This window comes from Bacteroidales bacterium, assembly GCA_031275285.1.
Classification (GTDB): Bacteria; Bacteroidota; Bacteroidia; order Bacteroidales; family UBA4181; genus JAIRLS01.
The window spans coordinates 1-20,971 of the sequence record JAISOY010000203.1 but is presented as its reverse complement, the minus strand read 5'-3'; the positions used below and the strand labels follow the sequence as shown (position 1 = coordinate 20,971).

At 41.5% G+C, this 20,971-nt stretch carries 17 protein-coding genes; 14 read left to right on the top strand and 3 right to left on the bottom strand.

Going from position 1 to position 20,971, the window contains the following annotated elements:
- Positions 1-12: 12 nt before the first annotated feature.
- On the bottom strand, positions 13-1,809 hold the full coding sequence (gene typA, locus LBQ60_19665) for a translational GTPase TypA (GenBank protein ID MDR2040147.1): 1,797 nt from the start codon (positions 1,807-1,809) through the stop codon (positions 13-15).
- A 221-nt stretch (positions 1,810-2,030) separates the two neighbouring features.
- On the opposite strand from typA, the gene nhaD reads away from it, so the two are divergent.
- The 6 genes from nhaD (at position 2,031) to LBQ60_19635 (ending at position 7,382) form a co-directional block, all read left to right on the top strand.
- The gene (gene nhaD / locus LBQ60_19660; GenBank protein MDR2040146.1) at positions 2,031-3,422 is read left to right on the top strand and encodes a sodium:proton antiporter NhaD; all 1,392 of its coding nucleotides are present in this window, start codon (positions 2,031-2,033) and stop codon (positions 3,420-3,422) included.
- A gap of 145 nt (positions 3,423-3,567) precedes the next feature.
- Positions 3,568-4,224 carry a MotA/TolQ/ExbB proton channel family protein gene (locus LBQ60_19655; protein ID MDR2040145.1) on the top strand — a complete coding sequence of 219 codons (657 nt, stop codon included), beginning with the start codon at positions 3,568-3,570 and terminating at the stop codon, positions 4,222-4,224.
- A 7-nt stretch (positions 4,225-4,231) separates the two neighbouring features.
- Positions 4,232-4,633 (top strand): biopolymer transporter ExbD, encoded by a 402-nt coding sequence (locus LBQ60_19650; GenBank protein MDR2040144.1) that lies wholly within the window; start codon positions 4,232-4,234, stop codon positions 4,631-4,633.
- Positions 4,634-4,658: 25 nt separating this feature from the next.
- On the top strand, positions 4,659-5,477 hold the full coding sequence (locus LBQ60_19645) for an energy transducer TonB (GenBank protein MDR2040143.1): 819 nt from the start codon (positions 4,659-4,661) through the stop codon (positions 5,475-5,477).
- Between the two features lie 9 nt (positions 5,478-5,486).
- Positions 5,487-6,263 carry an RNA methyltransferase gene (locus LBQ60_19640; protein MDR2040142.1) on the top strand — a complete coding sequence of 259 codons (777 nt, stop codon included), beginning with the start codon at positions 5,487-5,489 and terminating at the stop codon, positions 6,261-6,263.
- A gap of 18 nt (positions 6,264-6,281) precedes the next feature.
- Positions 6,282-7,382 carry an MBL fold metallo-hydrolase gene (locus LBQ60_19635; GenBank protein MDR2040141.1) on the top strand — a complete coding sequence of 367 codons (1,101 nt, stop codon included), beginning with the start codon at positions 6,282-6,284 and terminating at the stop codon, positions 7,380-7,382.
- A 38-nt stretch (positions 7,383-7,420) separates the two neighbouring features.
- Here LBQ60_19635 and pgeF read toward each other — a convergent pair whose 3' ends face one another.
- On the bottom strand, positions 7,421-8,242 hold the full coding sequence (pgeF, locus tag LBQ60_19630; GenBank protein MDR2040140.1) for a peptidoglycan editing factor PgeF: 822 nt from the start codon (positions 8,240-8,242) through the stop codon (positions 7,421-7,423).
- 201 nt (positions 8,243-8,443) lie between these two features.
- On the opposite strand from pgeF, the gene sufB reads away from it, so the two are divergent.
- The 6 genes from sufB (at position 8,444) to yidC (ending at position 17,980) form a co-directional block, all read left to right on the top strand.
- Entirely contained in the window at positions 8,444-9,892 is a 1,449-nt protein-coding gene (sufB, locus tag LBQ60_19625) for a Fe-S cluster assembly protein SufB (GenBank protein ID MDR2040139.1), read from the top strand.
- Positions 9,893-9,994: 102 nt separating this feature from the next.
- On the top strand, positions 9,995-11,284 hold the full coding sequence (locus LBQ60_19620) for a GWxTD domain-containing protein (protein ID MDR2040138.1): 1,290 nt from the start codon (positions 9,995-9,997) through the stop codon (positions 11,282-11,284).
- Position 11,285: 1 nt separating this feature from the next.
- Positions 11,286-12,029 (top strand): 23S rRNA (guanosine(2251)-2'-O)-methyltransferase RlmB, encoded by a 744-nt coding sequence (gene rlmB, locus LBQ60_19615; GenBank protein ID MDR2040137.1) that lies wholly within the window; start codon positions 11,286-11,288, stop codon positions 12,027-12,029.
- A gap of 130 nt (positions 12,030-12,159) precedes the next feature.
- A complete protein-coding gene (locus tag LBQ60_19610; protein ID MDR2040136.1) occupies positions 12,160-14,319 on the top strand; it encodes a DUF349 domain-containing protein in 2,160 nt (719 codons plus the stop codon).
- 28 nt (positions 14,320-14,347) lie between these two features.
- Positions 14,348-15,967 (top strand): CTP synthase, encoded by a 1,620-nt coding sequence (locus tag LBQ60_19605; GenBank protein MDR2040135.1) that lies wholly within the window; start codon positions 14,348-14,350, stop codon positions 15,965-15,967.
- A 132-nt stretch (positions 15,968-16,099) separates the two neighbouring features.
- On the top strand, positions 16,100-17,980 hold the full coding sequence (yidC, locus tag LBQ60_19600; protein MDR2040134.1) for a membrane protein insertase YidC: 1,881 nt from the start codon (positions 16,100-16,102) through the stop codon (positions 17,978-17,980).
- 23 nt (positions 17,981-18,003) lie between these two features.
- Here yidC and prmC read toward each other — a convergent pair whose 3' ends face one another.
- On the bottom strand, positions 18,004-18,891 hold the full coding sequence (gene prmC, locus LBQ60_19595) for a peptide chain release factor N(5)-glutamine methyltransferase (GenBank protein MDR2040133.1): 888 nt from the start codon (positions 18,889-18,891) through the stop codon (positions 18,004-18,006).
- A 91-nt stretch (positions 18,892-18,982) separates the two neighbouring features.
- Between prmC and LBQ60_19590 the strand changes: the two genes are divergently transcribed.
- Both LBQ60_19590 and LBQ60_19585 read left to right on the top strand, forming a co-directional pair.
- Positions 18,983-19,774, top strand: a complete 792-nt coding sequence (locus LBQ60_19590) for a glucosamine-6-phosphate deaminase (protein ID MDR2040132.1) — start codon at positions 18,983-18,985, stop codon at positions 19,772-19,774.
- 105 nt (positions 19,775-19,879) lie between these two features.
- The coding region (locus tag LBQ60_19585) for a hypothetical protein (GenBank protein MDR2040131.1) at positions 19,880-20,971 on the top strand (1,092 nt) is incomplete at its 3' end.

Here is a 20,971-nt window from a genome sequence, read left to right as displayed (position 1 = left end):
ATAATTTAGTGATTATTTCCCCTGGCGTTTCCTTTCATTTTCCGTCAGTAAAATTTTACGCAGACGGATATGCAAGGGGGTTACTTCCACATATTCATCTTCCTGAATATACTCAAGCGCCTCTTCCAGGGAAAACTTGATAGCCGGCGTTATTTTAGCCTTATCATCTGTTCCGGAAGCACGTACATTGGTCATTTTTTTTGTCTTCGAGATATTTAATCCCAGGTCTCCTGCACGGTTATTTTCACCGACTACCTGCCCTTCATAAATTTCTTCACCTGGATCTACAAAGAAATGGCCCCGGTCCTGCAATTTATCCAGGGCATAAGCAATAGCACTGCCTGTCTCGATAGAGATCAAAGATCCGTTGATGCGTTTTTCAATTTCTCCTTTCATTGGTGCAAATTCCCTGAAACGGTGTGTCATTACAGCTTCTCCAGCAGTCGCAGTCAGTACCTGGTTCCGCAATCCGATAATTCCACGCGAAGGGATAGAAAACTCAAGATGGATCCGGTCTCCTTTGGTTTCCATCTTCTCCATCTCTCCCCTTCTCCGGGAAACCATCTCAATTACCTTTCCGGAAGATTCTTCTGGAACATCCACCGTCAATTCTTCAATAGGTTCACATTTCACACCTTCTATTTCCTTAATGATCACTTTAGGCTGTCCTACCTGTAATTCATATCCTTCACGACGCATGGTCTCGATCAACACGGATAAATGTAAAATCCCACGGCCGTACACCATGAATGAATCCGCCGAATCGGTTTCTGATACGCGAAGAGCAATATTCTTTTCCAATTCCTTGTCCAACCGGTCCTTAATATGGCGGGAAGTTACATATTTACCGTCCCTGCCGAAGAAAGGTGAATTATTTATGGTGAACAGCATACTCATCGTTGGTTCGTCAATAGCAATGGTTTCCAGTCCTTCGGGGTTTTCCAGATCAGCTACGGTATCTCCGATGCTGAAATCATCCAATCCTACCAATGCACAAATATCCCCCGAACTTACCGATGAAGCTTTTTTCTTATTCAAACCCTCAAAGGTTAATAGTTCTTTTATCTTAGAACGCACTATAGCGCCGTCACGTTTTACCAATGCTACGTTTTGCCCTTCTTTCAGGGTTCCGCGATGTAATTTCCCAATAGCAATCCGCCCCACATAATTAGAGTATTCTAGTGAGGTAATCAATAACTGCGGAGTACCTTCCAGTGCAACAGGCGCTGGGATATGCTCGATAATGGCATCGCACAATGCGGTAATATCTGTCGTTGGGTTACGCCAATCCTTAGACATCCATCCTTGTTTGGCAGAACCGTATATGGTGGTAAAATCCAACTGATCTTCGGAAGCATTCAGGTTAAACATCAGGTCGAACACTTCTTCCTGTACCTCATCTGGCCGACAATTGGGTTTATCTACTTTATTGATCACCACAATAGGTTTTTTGCCTAATCCCAAAGCCTTTTGCAGTACAAAACGGGTTTGCGGCATAGTACCTTCAAAAGCATCAACCAGCAATAACACGCCATCAGCCATATTGAGCACCCGTTCGACTTCTCCTCCGAAATCAGCATGGCCGGGGGTATCTATGATATTTATTTTTACACCCTTATATTCAACGGAAACATTCTTGGCCAGAATCGTGATTCCTCTTTCACGCTCCAGGTCATTGCTGTCCATAATTAATTCGCCGGGGTCTTCATTATCCCTGAAAAGCTTTCCAAGCTTGATCAGATTATCTACTAATGTGGTCTTTCCGTGGTCTACGTGCGCTATTATGGCAATATTTCTTATTTTGGACATGAAGAATAATATAAATTTCGGGCTGCAAAGGTATGGTATTTTTTGCTTTTTTTATACAGGACCATTACAAAATACACTTACGATCTATAAATCAAAAACATAAACATCTGCGACCAAAACATACATCAATATAAATTGATCATCAAAAATGTTTATTTTATATACATTTTTCGTACATTTGCAGCCGTTTATTAAAATCCTCTTATCCATAAAATATAACGATGTTTTACCTGATCATTGCTATTTTCATTATAGGCTATTCTGCTATTGCACTGGAGCATACATTAAAAATAGACAAAGCGGCTTCTGCCCTGATTACGGCTGCTTTAGTATGGGTATGTATTGCTTTTGGCGGTGATACGATTTATCCTGAATTAACCAGTTTCCAGGATTACACAAAACTGAATCCGGGAGCTTCGGTAATGGATTTTGTGACCCATCATGAGTTAATAGAACATCTTGGCGAGATCAGCGAAATCCTGTTTTTTCTTCTGGGTGCTATGACTATTGTCGAAATTATCGATAGTCATGGAGGGTTCAGCATTTTATCCAAAATAATCAAGACCACCAAAAAGGTGAAGTTATTATGGATATTCTCATTCCTTACTTTTTTTATGTCGGCGGCACTGGATAACCTCACGACCACTATTGTGATGATTGCTCTCATGCAAAAATTAATCGGCGGCAAGAATACGCGTTGGTTTTTCGCCAGTATGGTGGTTATAGCTGCCAATGCCGGCGGCGCCTGGTCACCGATCGGGGATGTGACCACCATTATGTTATGGATCGGCGGACAAATTACCGCTGCCAACATTATCAAACAATTATTTATACCCAGTTTAATCTGTATGCTGATACCCCTTATCATTGTATCATTTACTATGAAGGGAAATGCAGTTCCACCGTCCCGTACGGACCGGGCGAAATCAAAAGTCCCGACAACCGACCGGGAACGATGGATAGTCCTGGTATCAGGAGTTTTAGGGCTATTATTTGTCCCGGTATTTAAATCCATTACCCATCTTCCTCCTTATCTTGGGGTTTTACTGGTATTAGGATTTATGTGGGTCATGACGGAAATTTTGCATCGCCGCAAACAGAAGGAATTAAGGATGCGCCTGACCCTGGCCGGGATACTGAAAAAAATCGATACGCCTACGATTTTCTTCTTTCTAGGTATCTTACTGGCCGTTGCAGGTCTGGAATCTGCAGGACACCTAAACATATTCAGCGCTTTTCTCGATGAGAAAGTACACAATATCTATGCAATAAACATTGCTATTGGTACGTTATCCTCGATAGTGGATAATGTACCTCTGGTAGCAGGTACCATGGGGATGTATGACGTAATGACCCCTGAAACATTAGCTACGATCGCCGATCCGGCCAGAGCAGCATATATGAGTCATTTTGTTACAGACGGAACATTCTGGGAACTGTTGGCATACTGTGCCGGAACCGGGGGAAGTATGTTGATCATTGGTTCTGCTGCTGGTGTAGCTGCAATGGGATTGACAAAAATAGATTTCATATGGTATGTAAAAAAAGTAACCCTATTGGCAGCAGCAGGATATCTTTCCGGGGTCGCAGCATATTATTTGTTGATGGGATGACAAAGTATCCGGGGTTTTATTATCTTTGTCATCATAAAATATTAAACCAATATCAGACAAGCACATAACGATTATTTTAAACTCAATTTTAATGCTATACAATTTTTTATTACAGGCTTCAGCGCAGATATCAGGTCAGGAACAGATGGTGAATGCCTTAGATGCGGCACCGGAAGAAGTTAGTATGCCATTATGGGATCTTGCCCTCAAAGGAGGATGGATCATGATTCCTATTGCAGCATTGTCAGTTCTTGCTGTCTATATTTTTGTAGAACGTTACTTCGCCATACGTAAAGCGGCACAAACAGATGAAAACTTTATGAACCGTATCAAGGATTATATCCATGAAGGTAAAATTGAGTCTGCCCTAGCCCTTTGCCAATCTACTGATAGCCCTATCGCACGTATGATCGAAAAAGGGATTCAACGTATCGGACGCCCGTTAAGTGATATCAATACTGCTATAGAAAATGTAGGACGATTAGAAATATTTAAACTGGAAAGAGGGTTACCGGCATTGGCCACTGCCGCCGGAGGTGCTCCCATGCTTGGGTTCTTAGGAACTGTTACCGGTATGGTAAGGGCATTTTATGATATGTCGATGGCCGGGAACAATATCGATATCCAGATACTATCATCCGGTATCTATGAAGCAATGGTCACAACAGTAGCTGGTCTATTTGTAGGTATCATTGCCTATTTTGCCTACAATATATTAGTAGCCAGCATTGAAAAAGTGGTCAATGGACTGGAAGCCAATACCACCGAATTTATGGATTTACTCAATGAACCGGTAAAATAACTGATCTATGGCTATCCGCTCATCAAATAAGATCAATCCGTCATTCAGTATGTCATCGATGACCGACCTGGTCTTTTTATTGCTCATATTTTTTATGATCACCTCTACCCTGGTAAGCCCAAATGCTTTGAAATTACTCTTACCCCAAAGCAATAACCAGACTTCAGCTAAAGCAGTTACCAGTGTATCCATCTCCAAGGACCTTCATTATTACATTGAAACCACTCCTGTTCCACTGGCAGACCTGGAGCGTCAGTTGCAGTTAAAACTCATGGATGCTCCCGATCCGACCATTTCCCTGCACATGGATGAAACTGTACAGGTGAAGGACATGGTGAAAGTAATGAATATAGCGGCACGGAATAAATATAAATTAATCATGGCTACCTCACCCGAAAGGAGACGGTAATTTAATTGTGTATTAATCAGAACAAATGGCAACACCGGTCAAATATCGTAACGGATTAGCTGGTACCCTTATTTTCCATGGTATCTTGTTGTTCATTTTGTTATTCATGGCTTTCAGGACTCCCTTACCATTACCTGAAGAACAAGGCATTATGGTCGATTTTGGAAATAGTAATTTTGGAATGGGAAATTATGAACCCCGGAGAAACGATCCCGCGCCGGTTCAACCAAAACCTGTTCAAACATCACAACCCGAACAGGAAGATCCGGTCTTAACACAGGACATAGAAGAAGCCGTAACCATTCCTCCAAAGCCAGAAACCAAACCTAAAGAAAAAGAGACCAAACCCAAAGAAGAGCCTAAAGAAACGCCCAAAGAGGAACCGAAGCCGGTTGAAGAACCGAAACCTGTTGAAAGAACAGTAAACCAACGGGCACTTTATCCCGGAAGGGGAGATAACGCCAGCACAGCCACCAGTCAGGGAGAGGCCGGAGGAGAAGGCAATCAGGGAGTTACCACCGGAGCACCGGATGTACACGTTTATGGAGAAGGCGGAGATGACGGCAGAGGTACTTTCTCATTAAGTGGAAGAGGTTTACAGGGAAGACTTCCCCTACCAGTTTATAAATCCCAGGAACAGGGTAAGGTAGTAGTAGAAATCACTGTCGATAAAGATGGAAATGTAAGTAATGCCATTGCAGGAGTCAAAGGATCGACCACTTTGGATAAAACACTGCTCGATGCTGCTTTAAAAGCCGCTAAACAGGCTAAATTCACACGAAAACCCGATGCTCCCGTACAAAAAGGGACCATTACCTATATCTTTAAATTACAGGGAGAATAAGTTGTTGCTTTGTTAAGTAAAGCCAAAATAAAACTGATCCGTTCTCTGGAACAAAAAAAATACCGTTATCAAAACCGGTTGTTTTTGGTGGAAGGAGATAAAAATGTCCGGGAAATGCTGGGCTCTTCATTGTATGTTCGCTGTATTCTGGCCAAAGCCGCCTGGATAGAAGAATTACCCGGACACCTAATTTCTAACCAGGTAGAAGTAATAGCTGTAGAAGAAAAAGAACTATCCCAGATCAGTTTCTTAAAAACCCCTAATCAAGCTGTTGCCCTGGTTGAAATACCTACCCATGAGATAGTTTTTACAGATATTGTATCCGGACTTTCACTATTCCTTGACCGGGTGCAGGACCCCGGAAACTTAGGTACCATTATCCGGATTGCCGATTGGTTCGGAATACAGCATGTAATATGCGGAGAAGGCTGCGCTGACCCGTATAACCCTAAAACCGTACAATCGACTATGGGGGCGCTTACCCGCGTCAAAGTATATGTATCCAACGTACTTTTCTTTGAACAATTGAAAAACTCATTTCCCGATTTTCCTATCTATGGAACATTCCTGGACGGAAACAATATTTATAAAGAATCTTTGAATGAAAAAGCGGTAATCATAATGGGAAATGAATCAAAAGGGATCAGTAAGGATATAGGTTTTTATGTAAATAAGCGCATATTAATACCGTCATATCCGGCCGGAGAAGATACTTCCGAGTCATTGAACGTAGCTACTGCAGCAGCAATTGTTTGTTCCGAATTCAGAAGAAAGTTTTCTTATTGAACATTATTTTGACAATTCATGAAAAGATGGCTACATATTATTATCATTTTAATTACGGGAGGAATGATAGCCGTTGCCTGCTCTGCTATCCGTTCTACCGGCCGGTATCCGTCAAAAAAGCAACAACTTGTATTTGAATCATTACCCAACTACCTGGACGGAAAATTTCAAAACCTGTATCCTCCTTTAGATACTACAAGAAAGGCTGTTCCGAAAAGCAGGTTCCGAAAAGAACGCTACAGCAGGTTCAAAAAGCCGGTACTGTCACAAAAGATGCCCTCTGTAAAAACCAATCTGAAAGATACCGTATATACCGCACCGACCATCACATGGTTCGGACATTCGTCATATCTCATCCAGTCCAAAAGATTCAATATTTTAGTCGATCCTGTTTTTTCAGGGTACGGATCACCGTTATGGTTCATCAACCGGAATTTTGACGGAAGCAATATATATTCACTGAAAGATATGCCGGACATAGACCTGTTGATCCTGACACATGACCATTATGACCATATGGATTACAAAACGCTCCGGAAATTAAGAAAATCCGTCGATCAGGTAGTTGTTCCGTCGGGCGTTGACAGAACCATGCTTTACTGGGGGTACGACAAAGATCAGCTATATGTCGTCAACTGGTCCGATACTGTTCCTATATCACCGGATATTATACTCACGTCCACTCCGGCACAACATTTCTCCGGAAGACGTAATAAAAAAAATAAAACACTTTGGTCGTCCTATGTACTGGATATTCACGGGTATCGCCTCTTCCTTGGCGGAGACGGTGGTTATAATCTCCATTTCAAAGATATTGGGAATAAATACGGGCCTTTCGATCTGGCATTACTGGAAAACGGTCAATACAGTCCGTACTGGCCATCCAGCCATTGTTATCCGGAACAAACCGCTGCGGCGGCATTGGACTTACAGGCCGATATGCTATTTCCCGTACATTGGGCCAAGTTTTCAGCAACCTATCATTCCTGGAACGATCCGATATACCGGCTGCTTCCTGTAGCCGACTCGCTGAATATCCCGGTAACCGTTCCAAAAATCGGTGAACCCTATACTATCGGTGAACCTGTGAAACGAACTGTCTGGTGGAATTTTGATTAACGCCTTCCGATAATAAGCCACTTTCCAGAATAAATTATTCAATTCTGTTTCCCGGAATGCATACAGATTCCGGTAAGCATCCTGCCTGAAGATATCCCCAGTTCTCTTGCCGAAAAAAAAGCGTCCGTATGCTGCCGGGTACATATGCCTGCAATTTCTATTTTTTCCTGTTGTACTCCTTCGGATATAAGTTGTAAACGGTTAGCCTCCCACAGATCGATGTGATATTTCCCTGAACTCTGATGATACCGGGCAATCAGCTCCATATCAAAACTTTCTTCAGCAAAAGAGCGGTATACCTCATCTCCAACTTCAAAAGCATCCGGACCGATGGAAGGTCCAATGGCAGCATATAATTTTGATGGATCAGATTCCCATATCGTTACCATTTGTCTGATCACTTTTTGTAGGATACGTTTACATGTTCCCCGCCAACCGGCATGCACCGCCCCAATTATTTGTTTCCCGGGGTCATAAAGCAACACCGGCACACAATCGGCCGTAGATACGGCAATGCATATATCTTTAAAAGATGTGATCAATGCATCCTTTCCATTAAGTAATGGATCCTTCCTCTCAGCTTTTTCATGCAAAAAACATTCATCGATGATGAATATTTCGTCACCATGTACCTGATATGGGGCGAACAAACGATCCGGTAAAATATGTATTATCCGGCATAATTCCTCGCGGTTCTTATCCACATTCCCGGTTAAATCACCCGAATAATAACTCAGGTTGAAAGAAGCATAATTACCGGAACTATATCCGCCATAACGGGTAGTCGTGAATGCTGTGACATTCCCTGATGCTTCAATCGATTCGAAATGAAGGATGGGTGGTTGATTGATCATATTCATGTAACAAAGATAAAATTGTTACTTCAATATAGGATTTTTAAAGAGTAAAAACACACGGACTTTTCCCAAAAAGCGACTGAAAACATGATCATGTCATAAAAGATAAAAGAGCAGTTTTCAAATAATTGCACCAAAATCTTTATCTTTGCATCTTCGTTATACGGAACGGATGATCCGTAATGTACCGAAAACCGATCAATCATGAGTACTGAACAGGACGAAATATTAAATAAAGTCACACAGAGGGAATATGAGCATGGGTTTGTTACCGAAATTGAAACGGAGACCATACCCAAAGGGTTGAATGAGGATGTGATCCGTTTAATTTCCCGAAAAAAAGAGGAACCAGCATTTATGTTGGATTTCCGCCTGAAAGCCTACCGGCATTGGCTGAATATGGAAATGCCGGAATGGGCCCATTTGGAAATACCTGAAATCAATTATCAGGATATCATTTACTATGCTGCACCAAAGCAACGTCCGGCATTGAACAGTATGGACGAGGTGGATCCGGAACTTCGTAAAACTTTTGAAAAGTTGGGCATTCCGCTTGAAGAACAGAAATTATTGGCCGGAGTAGCCGTAGATGCAGTCATGGACAGTATTTCAGTAAAAACCACCTTTAAGGACGAACTGGCCAAGCATGGAATTATTTTCTGTTCGTTCAGTGAAGCTGTACGCGAACATCCGGAGTTGGTACAACAATATATGGGTTCTGTGGTACCTCCAGAAGATAATTACTTTGCCGCCCTTAATTCGGCTGTATTCAGTGACGGATCATTTTGTTACATCCCGAAAGGAGTACGTTGTCCGATGGAGTTATCCACCTATTTCCGGATCAATGCCGCCAATACCGGACAATTTGAACGGACCCTGCTGATTGCTGACGAAGGAGGATATGTGTCTTATCTTGAAGGCTGCACAGCACCTCAACGGGATGAAAACCAACTGCATGCTGCGGTAGTGGAAATTGTGGTATTAAAAGATGCAGAAGTAAAATATTCCACTGTACAAAACTGGTATCCGGGAGACAAAGACGGGAAAGGTGGTATTTTTAATTTTGTAACCAAAAGGGGAATTTGTAAAGGAGACCGGTCTAAGTTATCCTGGACACAAGTGGAAACGGGATCTGCCATCACATGGAAATATCCGAGTTGCATATTACAGGGGGACCATTCTACCGGAGAGTTTTTCTCGGTTGCATTGACCAATAACCGGCAACAGGCCGACACGGGTACCAAAATGATACATATCGGGAAAAATACCCGGAGCAGGATCGTTTCAAAAGGAATATCAGCCGGGCGTAGCCAGAATAGTTACCGGGGGCTGGTAAAAGTAGTGGACCGGGCTGAAAATGCCAGGAATTTTTCACAATGTGATTCGCTGTTGCTGGGAGACCAGTGCGGTGCCCATACATTCCCGTACATGGAAGTAGCCAACACTTCTTCCGTAGTGGAGCATGAAGCGACCACCTCAAAAATAGGAGAAGACCAATTGTTTTACTGCAACCAGAGAGGAATCAATACGGAAGACGCTGTAGGACTCATTGTTAATGGTTATGCGCGGGAAGTAATCAACCAGTTGCCTATGGAGTTTGCCGTGGAAGCCCAAAAACTACTCGCAATCAGTCTGGAAGGAAGTGTGGGATAAGATCAGGCTTTGCACGCAAAATGCAACTATCCGATTTTGTCAAAAGAAATATTACCTTTGTCAGGTGTGAAGGAATAAATCAAAAAAACGAGATCAGTTACAATGCAAAAAGCTTTTTTTCACTGTTTTTTGATAGGTTTTATCATATTATTTTCAGTGGCTTGTGGTTCTTCCAGAAATAAACAAGCACCTAAAATCAATAAACCGATACTGTATAATCCCGCATCATCATCCTTACATCCGCTACTAGGAGTCTTTCATATATCTGAAAAGGAATCCCAGTTATATATCCAGCTAAACACAAATGAACTAATTGTAAATGAAGCAAACGCGGAAGGGGTACCCAAAGCTGACCTGAGAATTCATTACCAATTATTTGATTGCACGGAAATAGAAAATAATAAAATTGTCAGCGATAGCGCGACTTTTATCAATTCAATAGAAATAAAAAAGCAACAACGGACGATTGTATTTCCCATCATGATTCCGGTTGAACAAGGGCATCGCTATTTACTGCTCGTGCAGATCACTGATCTGATCAGGCGAAATACGGTACGTGAATTCATTACAGTCAATAAATTATCTGAAACTTCCCCACAAAACTTTAAAATTACAGCGCTTAACGGAGCACCAAAACTTGAAAAAAACATCAGGATAAATGACGTTTTCAGGATCGTTTACCAGAGGCGTCCGGTAGATCGTATTTTCATCAAATATTCAGCCAGCCAGGCGCCGATTCCGACTTCCCCGCTGGCACCGGCTCCTATTACAGATTTATCCTTCAAACCGGACAGTATATGGGAACAGTCTTACAGTCCGAACACTAATTTCATGTTCGGCTATGAAGGTATCTATTTAATACAGACAGATACGACTCATCAGGAAGGGTTATTGTTGCGGAATTTCGGACCTTCTTTTCCCAGGGAAAACCGTACTGCAATACTGGTACAACCCATCAATTACCTTGCTTCGGAGAGTGAATACCGAAAATTGAGTGAAGCCGAAAATCCCAAAAAAATGTTGGATAATTTCTGGCTGGCAACTACCGGAAGTACGGATAAAGCCCGAATGCAGATACGCGTTTTTTATACACGTATGTCGTACGCCAATCAATATTTCAGTGATACAAGAGAAGGATGGAAAACCGATAGGGGGATGGTCTATATGGTATATGGCTTGCCCAATAATGTTTTTAAAGGATCCGATTCCGAGACATGGGAATATACCCGAAAACAGTCCAATCCGGTTACCTTTACTTTCGATCGAAAACCGTTACCGTATTGTGACGAATATTATGTATTGCGTAGAGGGGATCCGCAAACTACATACTGGTCACTGGCTATTGAAAGCTGGCGAAACGGACGAGTATTCAGCCTTAATGATATAGAATAGAATGAAATCTTCCCAACAAATAATTTTCGGACTGCATCCTTTAATGGAAGCAGTGGATGCCGGCCAGGAGATAAGTAAAGTATTTTTACGCAAGGGCCTTGAAGGCGATCAGTACAAAAAACTACTGGGTTTGTTACGCAACAACAGTATACCTATTCAGATCGTCCCGGTTGAAAAACTGAACAGGATTACCCGCAAAAACCACCAGGGTGTCATTGCTTTTGTTTCACCCATCGAATACGCCCGTATAGAAAACCTGATCCCTGCATTATTCGAATCTGGTGAACAACCTTTTATTATCGTCTGTGACGGAATTACCGATACCCGGAATATCGGGGCCATTGCCCGCTCCGCGGAATGTGCCGGAGCACATGCCATACTGTTTCCGGTAAGGGGGTCCGCGCTGATCAGTGCAGATACCGTAAAAACGTCAGCCGGAGCACTCAGTCATATTTCTGTTTGCCGTACTGACAATCTAAAATCCACACTTTCATTTTTGAAAAACAGCGGACTGAAAATAGTCGCAGCTACTGAAAAAGGAGAAATCATGTATAACCAGCCGGACCTCTCCGGCCCGGTGGCATTATTATTGGGTGCGGAAGATACCGGAATATCCCCGGAATATCTTCAAGTGGCAGATGTGCTGGTCAAAATTCCGGTGAAAGGGAAAATAGGCTCATTAAACGTTTCAGCAGCGGCTACCGTGTTGATGTATGAAATAGTACGGCAGAACGAAAGCATTTGATTCGACAAGGCTATTCCTAAAAGGCACATAAAACCGATAACCGACAGAAACTTTCGAAACTTCTTGGGGATTTGAGGTTAAATACCTATTTTCGTGGGCTAAAAAGTTTAATTTTTTGATGTAAATAGCTATGACAAATCATCCAAAAGAACAATCCGGAATAGTAGACGGTCAGGACAATCCTCAGGAAACCAACGACGTACAAATGCCGGAAGGACAATCTGTCAAAGAGGACAATACGGATCAAACCAGTACTGATATAGTACCTGAAAACCCTGAAAATGACTCCATTGCCCCTGAAAATGTCATTGCTTCTGATGATATAAATATCGAAAAGTCATCTTCCGAGGTTGAGGACGAAGAACCTCTGGCAGATCTGCCGGATGAGACAGGTAACGGAATGCCTGAAAATCCGGAAATTACAGATGCGGTACAAGATACAACAGAAGCCGCAGAAGATATCTCTTCTGATATACCTGAAGATACATCAGCAAAAGAAGAAGAAGAAGAAGAAGAAGAAGTCCAGGAAATTCTTGATAATACCCAGGAAAAAGAGGTAGAAGTAATTGATTATTCTGAATATGACCGTGAAAAAATGGTGGAACGCTTGCGTAAGCTGGTTGATCATGGCGAAGTGGATGCAATCAAAGATGAAATAGACACCATAAAATTCCATTTCTACAAGAAACTAAAGGCGGAAAATGACCTGAAACGCAAAGATTATGTAGAAAATGGAGGAAAAGAAGATGATTTTGTGTATGAAGAAGATGCGCAAGAATTGATTCTGAAAAGTCTATTGAACAAATACCGTGAAATGCGGAATGTTCAGAGGGAACAGCTTGAAGTAGAAAAACAACAAAATCTTGAAGAGAAGCTGAAAATTATCGAAGAACTGAAGGAATTGACCAACAGCAGCGATTCCATAGGAGACAATTTTCAATCATTCAGGGATCTACAAAATCGCTGGAGAACCATTGGGTTGGTCCCGCAATCAGAAGTAAAAAACCTTTGGGAAACTTACCATCATTATGTGGAAGTTTTCTATGATTATATCAAGATCAACAAAGAACTCCGTGATCTTGATTTTAAACGTAATCTTGAAGCCAAGATCAATTTATGTGAAAAGGCAGAAGCATTAATGCTGGATGATTCAGTCATTAATGCCTTCCATGTACTCCAGACGTTACATGATCAATGGCGAGAAATAGGCCCCGTACCGAAAGAAATGCGGACAGAGATCTGGGAACGTTTCAAGGCAGCATCTTCCCAAATCAATAAAAAGCATCAGGAACATTTTGAAAACCAGAAGGAACTGCAACAGAAGAATCTGGAAGCAAAAGAGGCTTTAATTGAAAAAGTAGAAGAAATTGCACAGCGTCCTATGACCACGATGTCGCAATGGGAAAAGAATTCCAAAGAAATTATCGAAATACAAAAACTTTGGAATACCATCGGATATACTTCTAAAAAAGACAATTCCAAGTTATACAAACGTTTCCATGCATCATGTGATGATTTCTTTAACCGGAAAAGAGAGTTTTTCGGTAACGAAAAGGTCGAACAGGAAAATAACCTTCAACTAAAAGAAGATCTTTGCGTTCAGGCTGAAGCCCTTAAAGACAGCACAGAGTGGAAATCGGCCACTGAGGATATGATCAATCTCCAGAAGAAATGGAAGGAAATAGGCAGTGTTCCTGCAAAATACCGGGAATCGATCTGGAAACGTTTCCGTTCGGCATGTGATTACTTCTTCGAACAAAAAGCAAAACATTTCTCATCTGTTGATTCTGAATATGAAAATAATTTAAAAGCAAAACAGGATTTAATAAAAAGGATACAGGATTTTGCCCACTCTAATGATGCCGAGAAGAACTTTGAACAATTAAAGGAATTCCAGCGTGAATGGAGTGAAATCGGTTTTGTTCCCATCAAATATAAGAAGAAGATACAGGAAGAATACAGAAATGCTGTCAATAAACAGTTTGACTCATTAAAACTGGATAAAAAAGACCGCAATCTGTTGATGTATAAAAATAAGATCGAGAACTTAAAAACGACATCCCAATCACGGGGAAAACTGGATTCCGAACGGGATAAGATGGTTCGTAAATACCAGCAATTACAAAATGACCTGATCGTTTGGGAAAACAATATCGGATTCTTTTCAAAATCGAAAAATTCCGAAGCTATGATCGCTAATGTAGAACGGATGATCGAACAAGGACGTATCGACATGAAGGAACTGGAAGAAAAGATCCGGTTGATCGATAATCTTGACGACAATAATTAAAAAAGATAATCAAATAGAGGGCATTTAAGTGAAAAACAACAACAAAACGACATCCACCAAGTATATTTTCGTCACAGGCGGTGTTGCATCTTCATTGGGTAAAGGGATCATTTCTTCTTCTATAGGAAAGTTGCTCCAATCCAGAGGGTACAAAGTAACTATTCAGAAAATGGATCCTTATATAAATATTGATCCGGGAACACTTAACCCTTATGAGCATGGTGAATGTTTTGTGACGCAGGATGGAGCCGAAACCGATCTTGACCTGGGTCACTATGAACGTTTTTTAGATTCACCCACCGTCCAGGCAAATAGTGTTACTACGGGAAAGGTTTACCAGGAAGTAATATCCAAAGAACGTCGTGGCGATTACCTGGGAAAAACAGTACAGGTGATCCCACATATTACCGATGAAATTAAACGGCGGATCTTATTGCTGGGTAATAAGGGGCAGATAGATGTCGTAATTACCGAAATTGGCGGAACAGTAGGTGATATAGAATCATTACCATACATTGAGGTAGTACGGCAATTACGTTATGAATTAGGCGCAGGGCAGGTTGCAGTAGTGCATCTGACCTTTGTTCCTTATTTATCTGCAGCCGGGGAATTGAAAACCAAACCCACCCAGCACTCGGTAAAAATGTTGTTGGAAGAAGGAGTACAACCGGATGTTCTGGTATTACGAACCGAAAAAAAATTATCTGAAGATATCCGGAAAAAAGTGGCATTATTCTGTAATGTGGATAAAGATTCTGTAGTTGAATCCATCGACTTATCGACCATATATGAAGTACCATTACGGATGCTGGACCAGAAGCTGGATGAAACACTTCTGAGAAAATTGAACCTGGATTTCAGCAAAAAGCCTGAACTGGACGACTGGCGTGAATTCATCAATAAGCTGCATCATCCAAAAAAAACGGTATCTATTGCTTTGGTCGGAAAGTATGTGGAACTGCCTGATGCATATAAGTCAATTATCGAATCATTCGTACACGCAGGAGCCAAAAATGAATGTAAAGTAAAAGTTACCCCTATACAATCGGCGTCGATTACAGAAGAAAATGTAGAAGAAACGCTTAAGGGATTCCAGGGGATCATGGTCGCTCCAGGTTTTGGGGAACGTGGATTTCAGGGAAAGGTATGGTCCGCCAAATATGCCCGGGAAAATAATATTCCGTTTATGGGCATTTGTCTGGGTATGCAGGTAGCTGTCATCGAATTTGCCCGGCATGTATTGGGGATGGTCGACGCCCATTCAACAGAAATGGTCCATTCCACCCCGTATCCGGTCATCGACCTGATGGAGCAACAAAAAGGGATTACCGAGAAAGGCGGGACCATGCGCCTGGGAGCTTATCCCTGTAAGCTGGAAAAAGACAGCAAGGCATATGCTGCATACGGACGGATAGAAATATCCGAACGTCACCGGCATCGTTATGAATTCAACAATGCGTATTTAAATGATTTCGAAAAAGCCGGGATGAAAGCTACAGGGTTTAATCCGGAAACCGGTCTGGTAGAAATTGTTGAAATCCCTTCCCATAAATGGTTTGTTGGTGTACAATTCCATCCGGAATACAGCAGCACTGTATTACATCCGCATCCGTTATTTGTCAATTTTGTAAAAGCAGCATTGGGATAAAGGATACCGCCTGCATTCAGCACGCATTTCTCAGTTAACAGATATAAAGCAATATCATTCGTTATTTAGTAAATATAAAATATAATTATCACAACCGGCTCTCATAACCGGTTGTTCGTTTAACAAACAAAGATGGATAGGAATACGATTATTGGGTTAGTGCTTATTTTTGGAATATTATTCGGCTACTATATGTGGAGCAAACCTTCGAAAGAGGAGGTAGAGCGGATCCAGCATAAAAGAGACTCCATAGCACTGGTAAACCTTAAAGAGAAAGAACGGCTGGCAGAAGAAATCCGGCAGGCAGAAGAAAGGTCCTTACAAACCATTAACACTGGCGAAAAAAATGATTCTGTAAAAATACAAGGACTGAAAGATATGTTCGGGGCTTTTGCCGAAGCGGCAGAAGGGGAAACCCGTTTCATCACCATGGAAAACGACCTGATGAAAGTCAAATTTTCCAACAAGGGTGGACGTCCGTATTCCGTTGAACTCAAAAATTATAAGCGCTTCGACCAGACTCCTTTGATTCTCTTCGATGGGGATTCTACCATTTTTGGATTTAATTTCTTTGCGCAAAACCGCAGTATTGCAACCAATCTTCTTTATTTTGAACCGAGTACACAGCAATCAACCATACAGGTAACCAATGATTCTTCAACATTGAGTATGCGCCTGAAAGCCGGGGACAATGTTTATATAGAGTATCGTTATACCATGAAACCCGGAGACTACATGATTGGGTTTGATGTACAGTTAGTCAATATGGGACAATTGATAGCCGCTAATCAGACCGTTATTGACTTTAACTGGCAGGTATATTCGCCACGCCAGGAAAAAGGTGCGGACAATGAAAATAATTATACTGCACTCTTTTATAAATACTATAAAGACGATGTAGAAGAGATGGGGCCGACCAAAGATGTGGAAGAAAAGAAAGTCAGCACACGACTGGATTGGGTCGTCTTCAAACAACAGTTTTTTTCATGGGGGTTGATTGCCAGGGAGAGTTTTGCCAATGCCGAATTAAAGTCCCAGAAAATGGCCAATCAGCAAAAATATATAAAAAAATATGATGCCATCATTGGAATGGAGTTCAATAGCCGCCAGCAGGTACAAAACATTCCTATGGAAATGTATTTTGGTCCGAATCATTATAAAACACTGAAAAAATACGACATTGGCATAGAAAGACTGGTTCCGCTCGGAAAAAATATCATCCGCTGGATCAACCGTTTTGTGATCATTCCTATTTTCGATTGGCTGGGTGGATTTATTAATAGCTATGGACTGATCATCCTTCTGATGACCATCATCATTAAAATCGGTATCCTTCCCATGACTTTCAAATCCTATATGTCATCGGCCAAGATGCGGGTGTTGAAGCCACAGATCGATGAGATCAACGAACGGATCCCGAAAGACAAAGCCATGGAACGCCAGCAGGCTGTTATGGCTTTGTATAAAAAAGCAGGCGTAAGTCCTATGGGTGGATGCTTACCTATGTTATTGCAGATGCCCATCCTGATTGCCATGTTCCGATTCTTCCCTGCATCTATCGAATTAAGGCAAGAGTCATTTCTTTGGGCCACCGACCTTTCCACGTATGACTCCATACTCGACCTGCCATTTACTATTCCATTTTATGGCGATCACATCAGTCTGTTCACTATCCTGATGACTGTTGCTACTGTGATCAGTATGCGCATGAGCAGCGGACAAACGGATACCTCGGCCATGCCCGGTATGAAAACGATGATGTACATCATGCCTGTCATGTTCATGTTTATCCTGAATAATTTTTCCGCAGGTCTAACCTATTATTACTTTCTGGCCAACGTGATCACCATTATTCAAAATGAAATATTCAAACGTGCCATCAACGAGGATAAAATCCTGAAAAAGATACATGCCAATAGCGCCAAGCCTGTGAAAAAATCAAAATTCCAGCAGAGACTGGAACAGATGCAAAAACAGCAACAGGCGCAAGCCAAAACAGCAAGAAAAAAATAAGAAGATAAATTTAGGAACGTATTTCAGGAAGCAGGGTGGATATCCATCCTGCTTCCGCGTATCATCCTCCAACGGTTCCGGATATCTTTCCGGGCATTGACATCCGAATAATGATGTTTCGTTAATATATTTCCGGTTTCTTCAGGAAAGTGCTCATTGATCTCAAAATAAATGGTTCCGTTTTCTTTTATCCGGTGTGCGCCGAAAGCTGCAATTCGATCATAAAAAACCAGGGGATCATCACCTAAAGGAAACAACGCCCGGTGAGGTTCGTAATTCAACACATTAGCTGACATATCTTGTTTTTCAGGCAAAGTGACATATGGTGGATTGCTCACAATCACATCGAAACCTGTTTCCGGAAAAAGCACATCAATATTTTCTGAAAGGATATCTGCCTGCACAGTATGTACACATACCCGGTTTATTTTTACATTTTCTTCAGTAATCTCCAGTGCCGGTTTTGAAATATCTACCGCCCATACCTCTGCATCAGGGATATTGGCGGCAAGAGATATGGCGATGCAACCACTTCCACAACCGATATCAAGTATTTTGGGGTTCTCCGTTTTATTAGAAATAATATCATGAATCACCCAGTGTACCAATTCCTCTGTTTCCGGCCTGGGTATCAACACATCCGGCGTAACTTTAAATACCAGTCCATAAAAAAAAGCTTCACTGGTGATGTATTGGACAGGACAATATTTCTTAAGGCCGGCAACAGCTGTTTTTATCCTGGCTTCGTCTTGTATATTTATCTCTTTATCCGGCTCAAGGTATGCTGTGATGGTTGATATTTGCAGAAAATGTTCAAGAAGAATACGGATAAAGCTATCTATTTCATTTGAAGGATAATATCCTGTCAATTCATCTTTAATACCGGATACGATATGGGCAATGGGAGGCATTAGCTGAAAAACTCCTTATGTTTTAACTTTTGGACAAAAAGAACAAAGATATTACATTTGTGTTTTTAATAAAGATATAAAAAACAATACCATGCGACTTATTATTCAACCTGATTACAAAAGAATATCACAATGGGCTGCCAGCCACATCGTTTCCAGAATCAATGCTTTTGCTCCCGGTCCTGATCGTCCTTTTGTACTGGGACTGCCTACCGGCTCTTCCCCCATAGGAATATATCAGGAGTTGGTACGGATGAACAAAGAAGGAAAAGTATCTTTCAAAAACGTTGTTACCTTTAATATGGATGAATATGTCGGCATCCCGAAAGATCATCCTCAAAGTTATCATTCCTTTATGTGGCACCACTTATTCAGCCACATTGACATACCGGCAGAAAATGTGAATATACTGAACGGAAACGCACCTGACCTTGATGCGGAATGCCGGCGTTATGAAGGAAAAATCAAATCATACGGACAGATACATCTGTTCATGGGTGGAATAGGTCCCGATGGCCATATTGCATTTAATGAACCGGGATCCTCCCTATCTTCACGTACAAGAATTAAATCCCTGACAACGGACACCATCATCGCTAATTCCCGCTTCTTTGACAATGACCTGAATAAGGTACCCAAAACAGCATTAACAGTAGGAGTAGGAACAGTGCTTGATGCACAGGAGGTGCTGATCATTGTAAACGGACATAATAAAGCACGGGCATTATACCATGCTGTTGAAGGTAGCATCAACCATATGTGGACCATATCCGCATTACAGATGCACGCTAAAGGAATCATTGTGTGCGATGAAGATGCAACAGCCGAATTGAAAGTAGGAACTTATAAATATTTTAAAGATATAGAAAAGAACAATCTTTAAAACTTTTATCCATTATATTACGTAAAACGGTTAACAGGGGAATTATATTCCCCTGTTAACCGTTTTTGTAATAAAAATCAATTACTTTTTTATCTTTGCAGTAGCTTGCAGAAAGAACCAATGAATGTGATCAACAAACACCACCATATCCACGGAAAAATATTCAGGAATTATTTGGATCCACAGCAAATAAAAAATGATATGGTCAGGATTGCATTACTTTTCTTTTTTGTTTGTAGCATCACATCTTTGCATGCACAACAGGCTGTACAATTTGAAGAAATAGAACAATACCCGGCTTCCGTGGAAGCCATGTTCACCACATCGAAACCTACAGAAGATGATAAACTACTGATTGCCCGTTTTTCTGAAGCCTGGCAGAACGGTACTCTTTCGGAAAATGAAAAAATGAAAATTGTACAGCTTTCAGGACTATTCCAGGTCAAGAAAGCCCGCAACATACATTATCTTTTACTGTGGCGTTGTATCCTTTCATTTAAGGATCCGCTCAATACCGGTAAAGGATATGATACATGGATGGATGCTCTTTACAAAACCACCCAGGAAAGGCGCACCACTCCTACAAGCCTGCAAACAATAATGAATGCAACAGAATTGTTGCTCAATAAAAAAATTATCTGCTCATCGCCAGGGAGCGAATGGAGAACCAATGGGAACGATTATCGTTTTGAACAAACCGATGACGGGTTAACAGTCGTGTTCGGTACTGCAGATATCTTTTGTTTTTCAGTAGGAGACAGTATCCAGATCGGGCAAACGACCGGCCGTTTCAATATGGCGACCCAACAATGGACCGGCAGGGGTGGAAATGTAACCTGGGAACGCACAGGGTTTGAAGCTTCTGAAGTATATGCCACCCTGGATCAATATAAGATCAATATGAAACAATCCCGATATGAAGCTGATTCGGTGATGTTCGTACATAAAATATACTTTCCCACTCCTGTAAAAGGGAAACTTTCAGATAAAGTGATGCGCAACCAGAGTCCGGAAACTGCTTTATATCCTGAATTTCAAACACATGATAAAACATTTGTTTTCGAAAATATTTATCCTGATGTCTCCTTCGAGGGAGGAATCCTGATACAAGGCGCCCGTACCATCGGTTCGGGTACTGATACGGAAAAAGCACTCATCCGTATAGAAAAAAGCGACAGCCTGAAATTACATGTACAT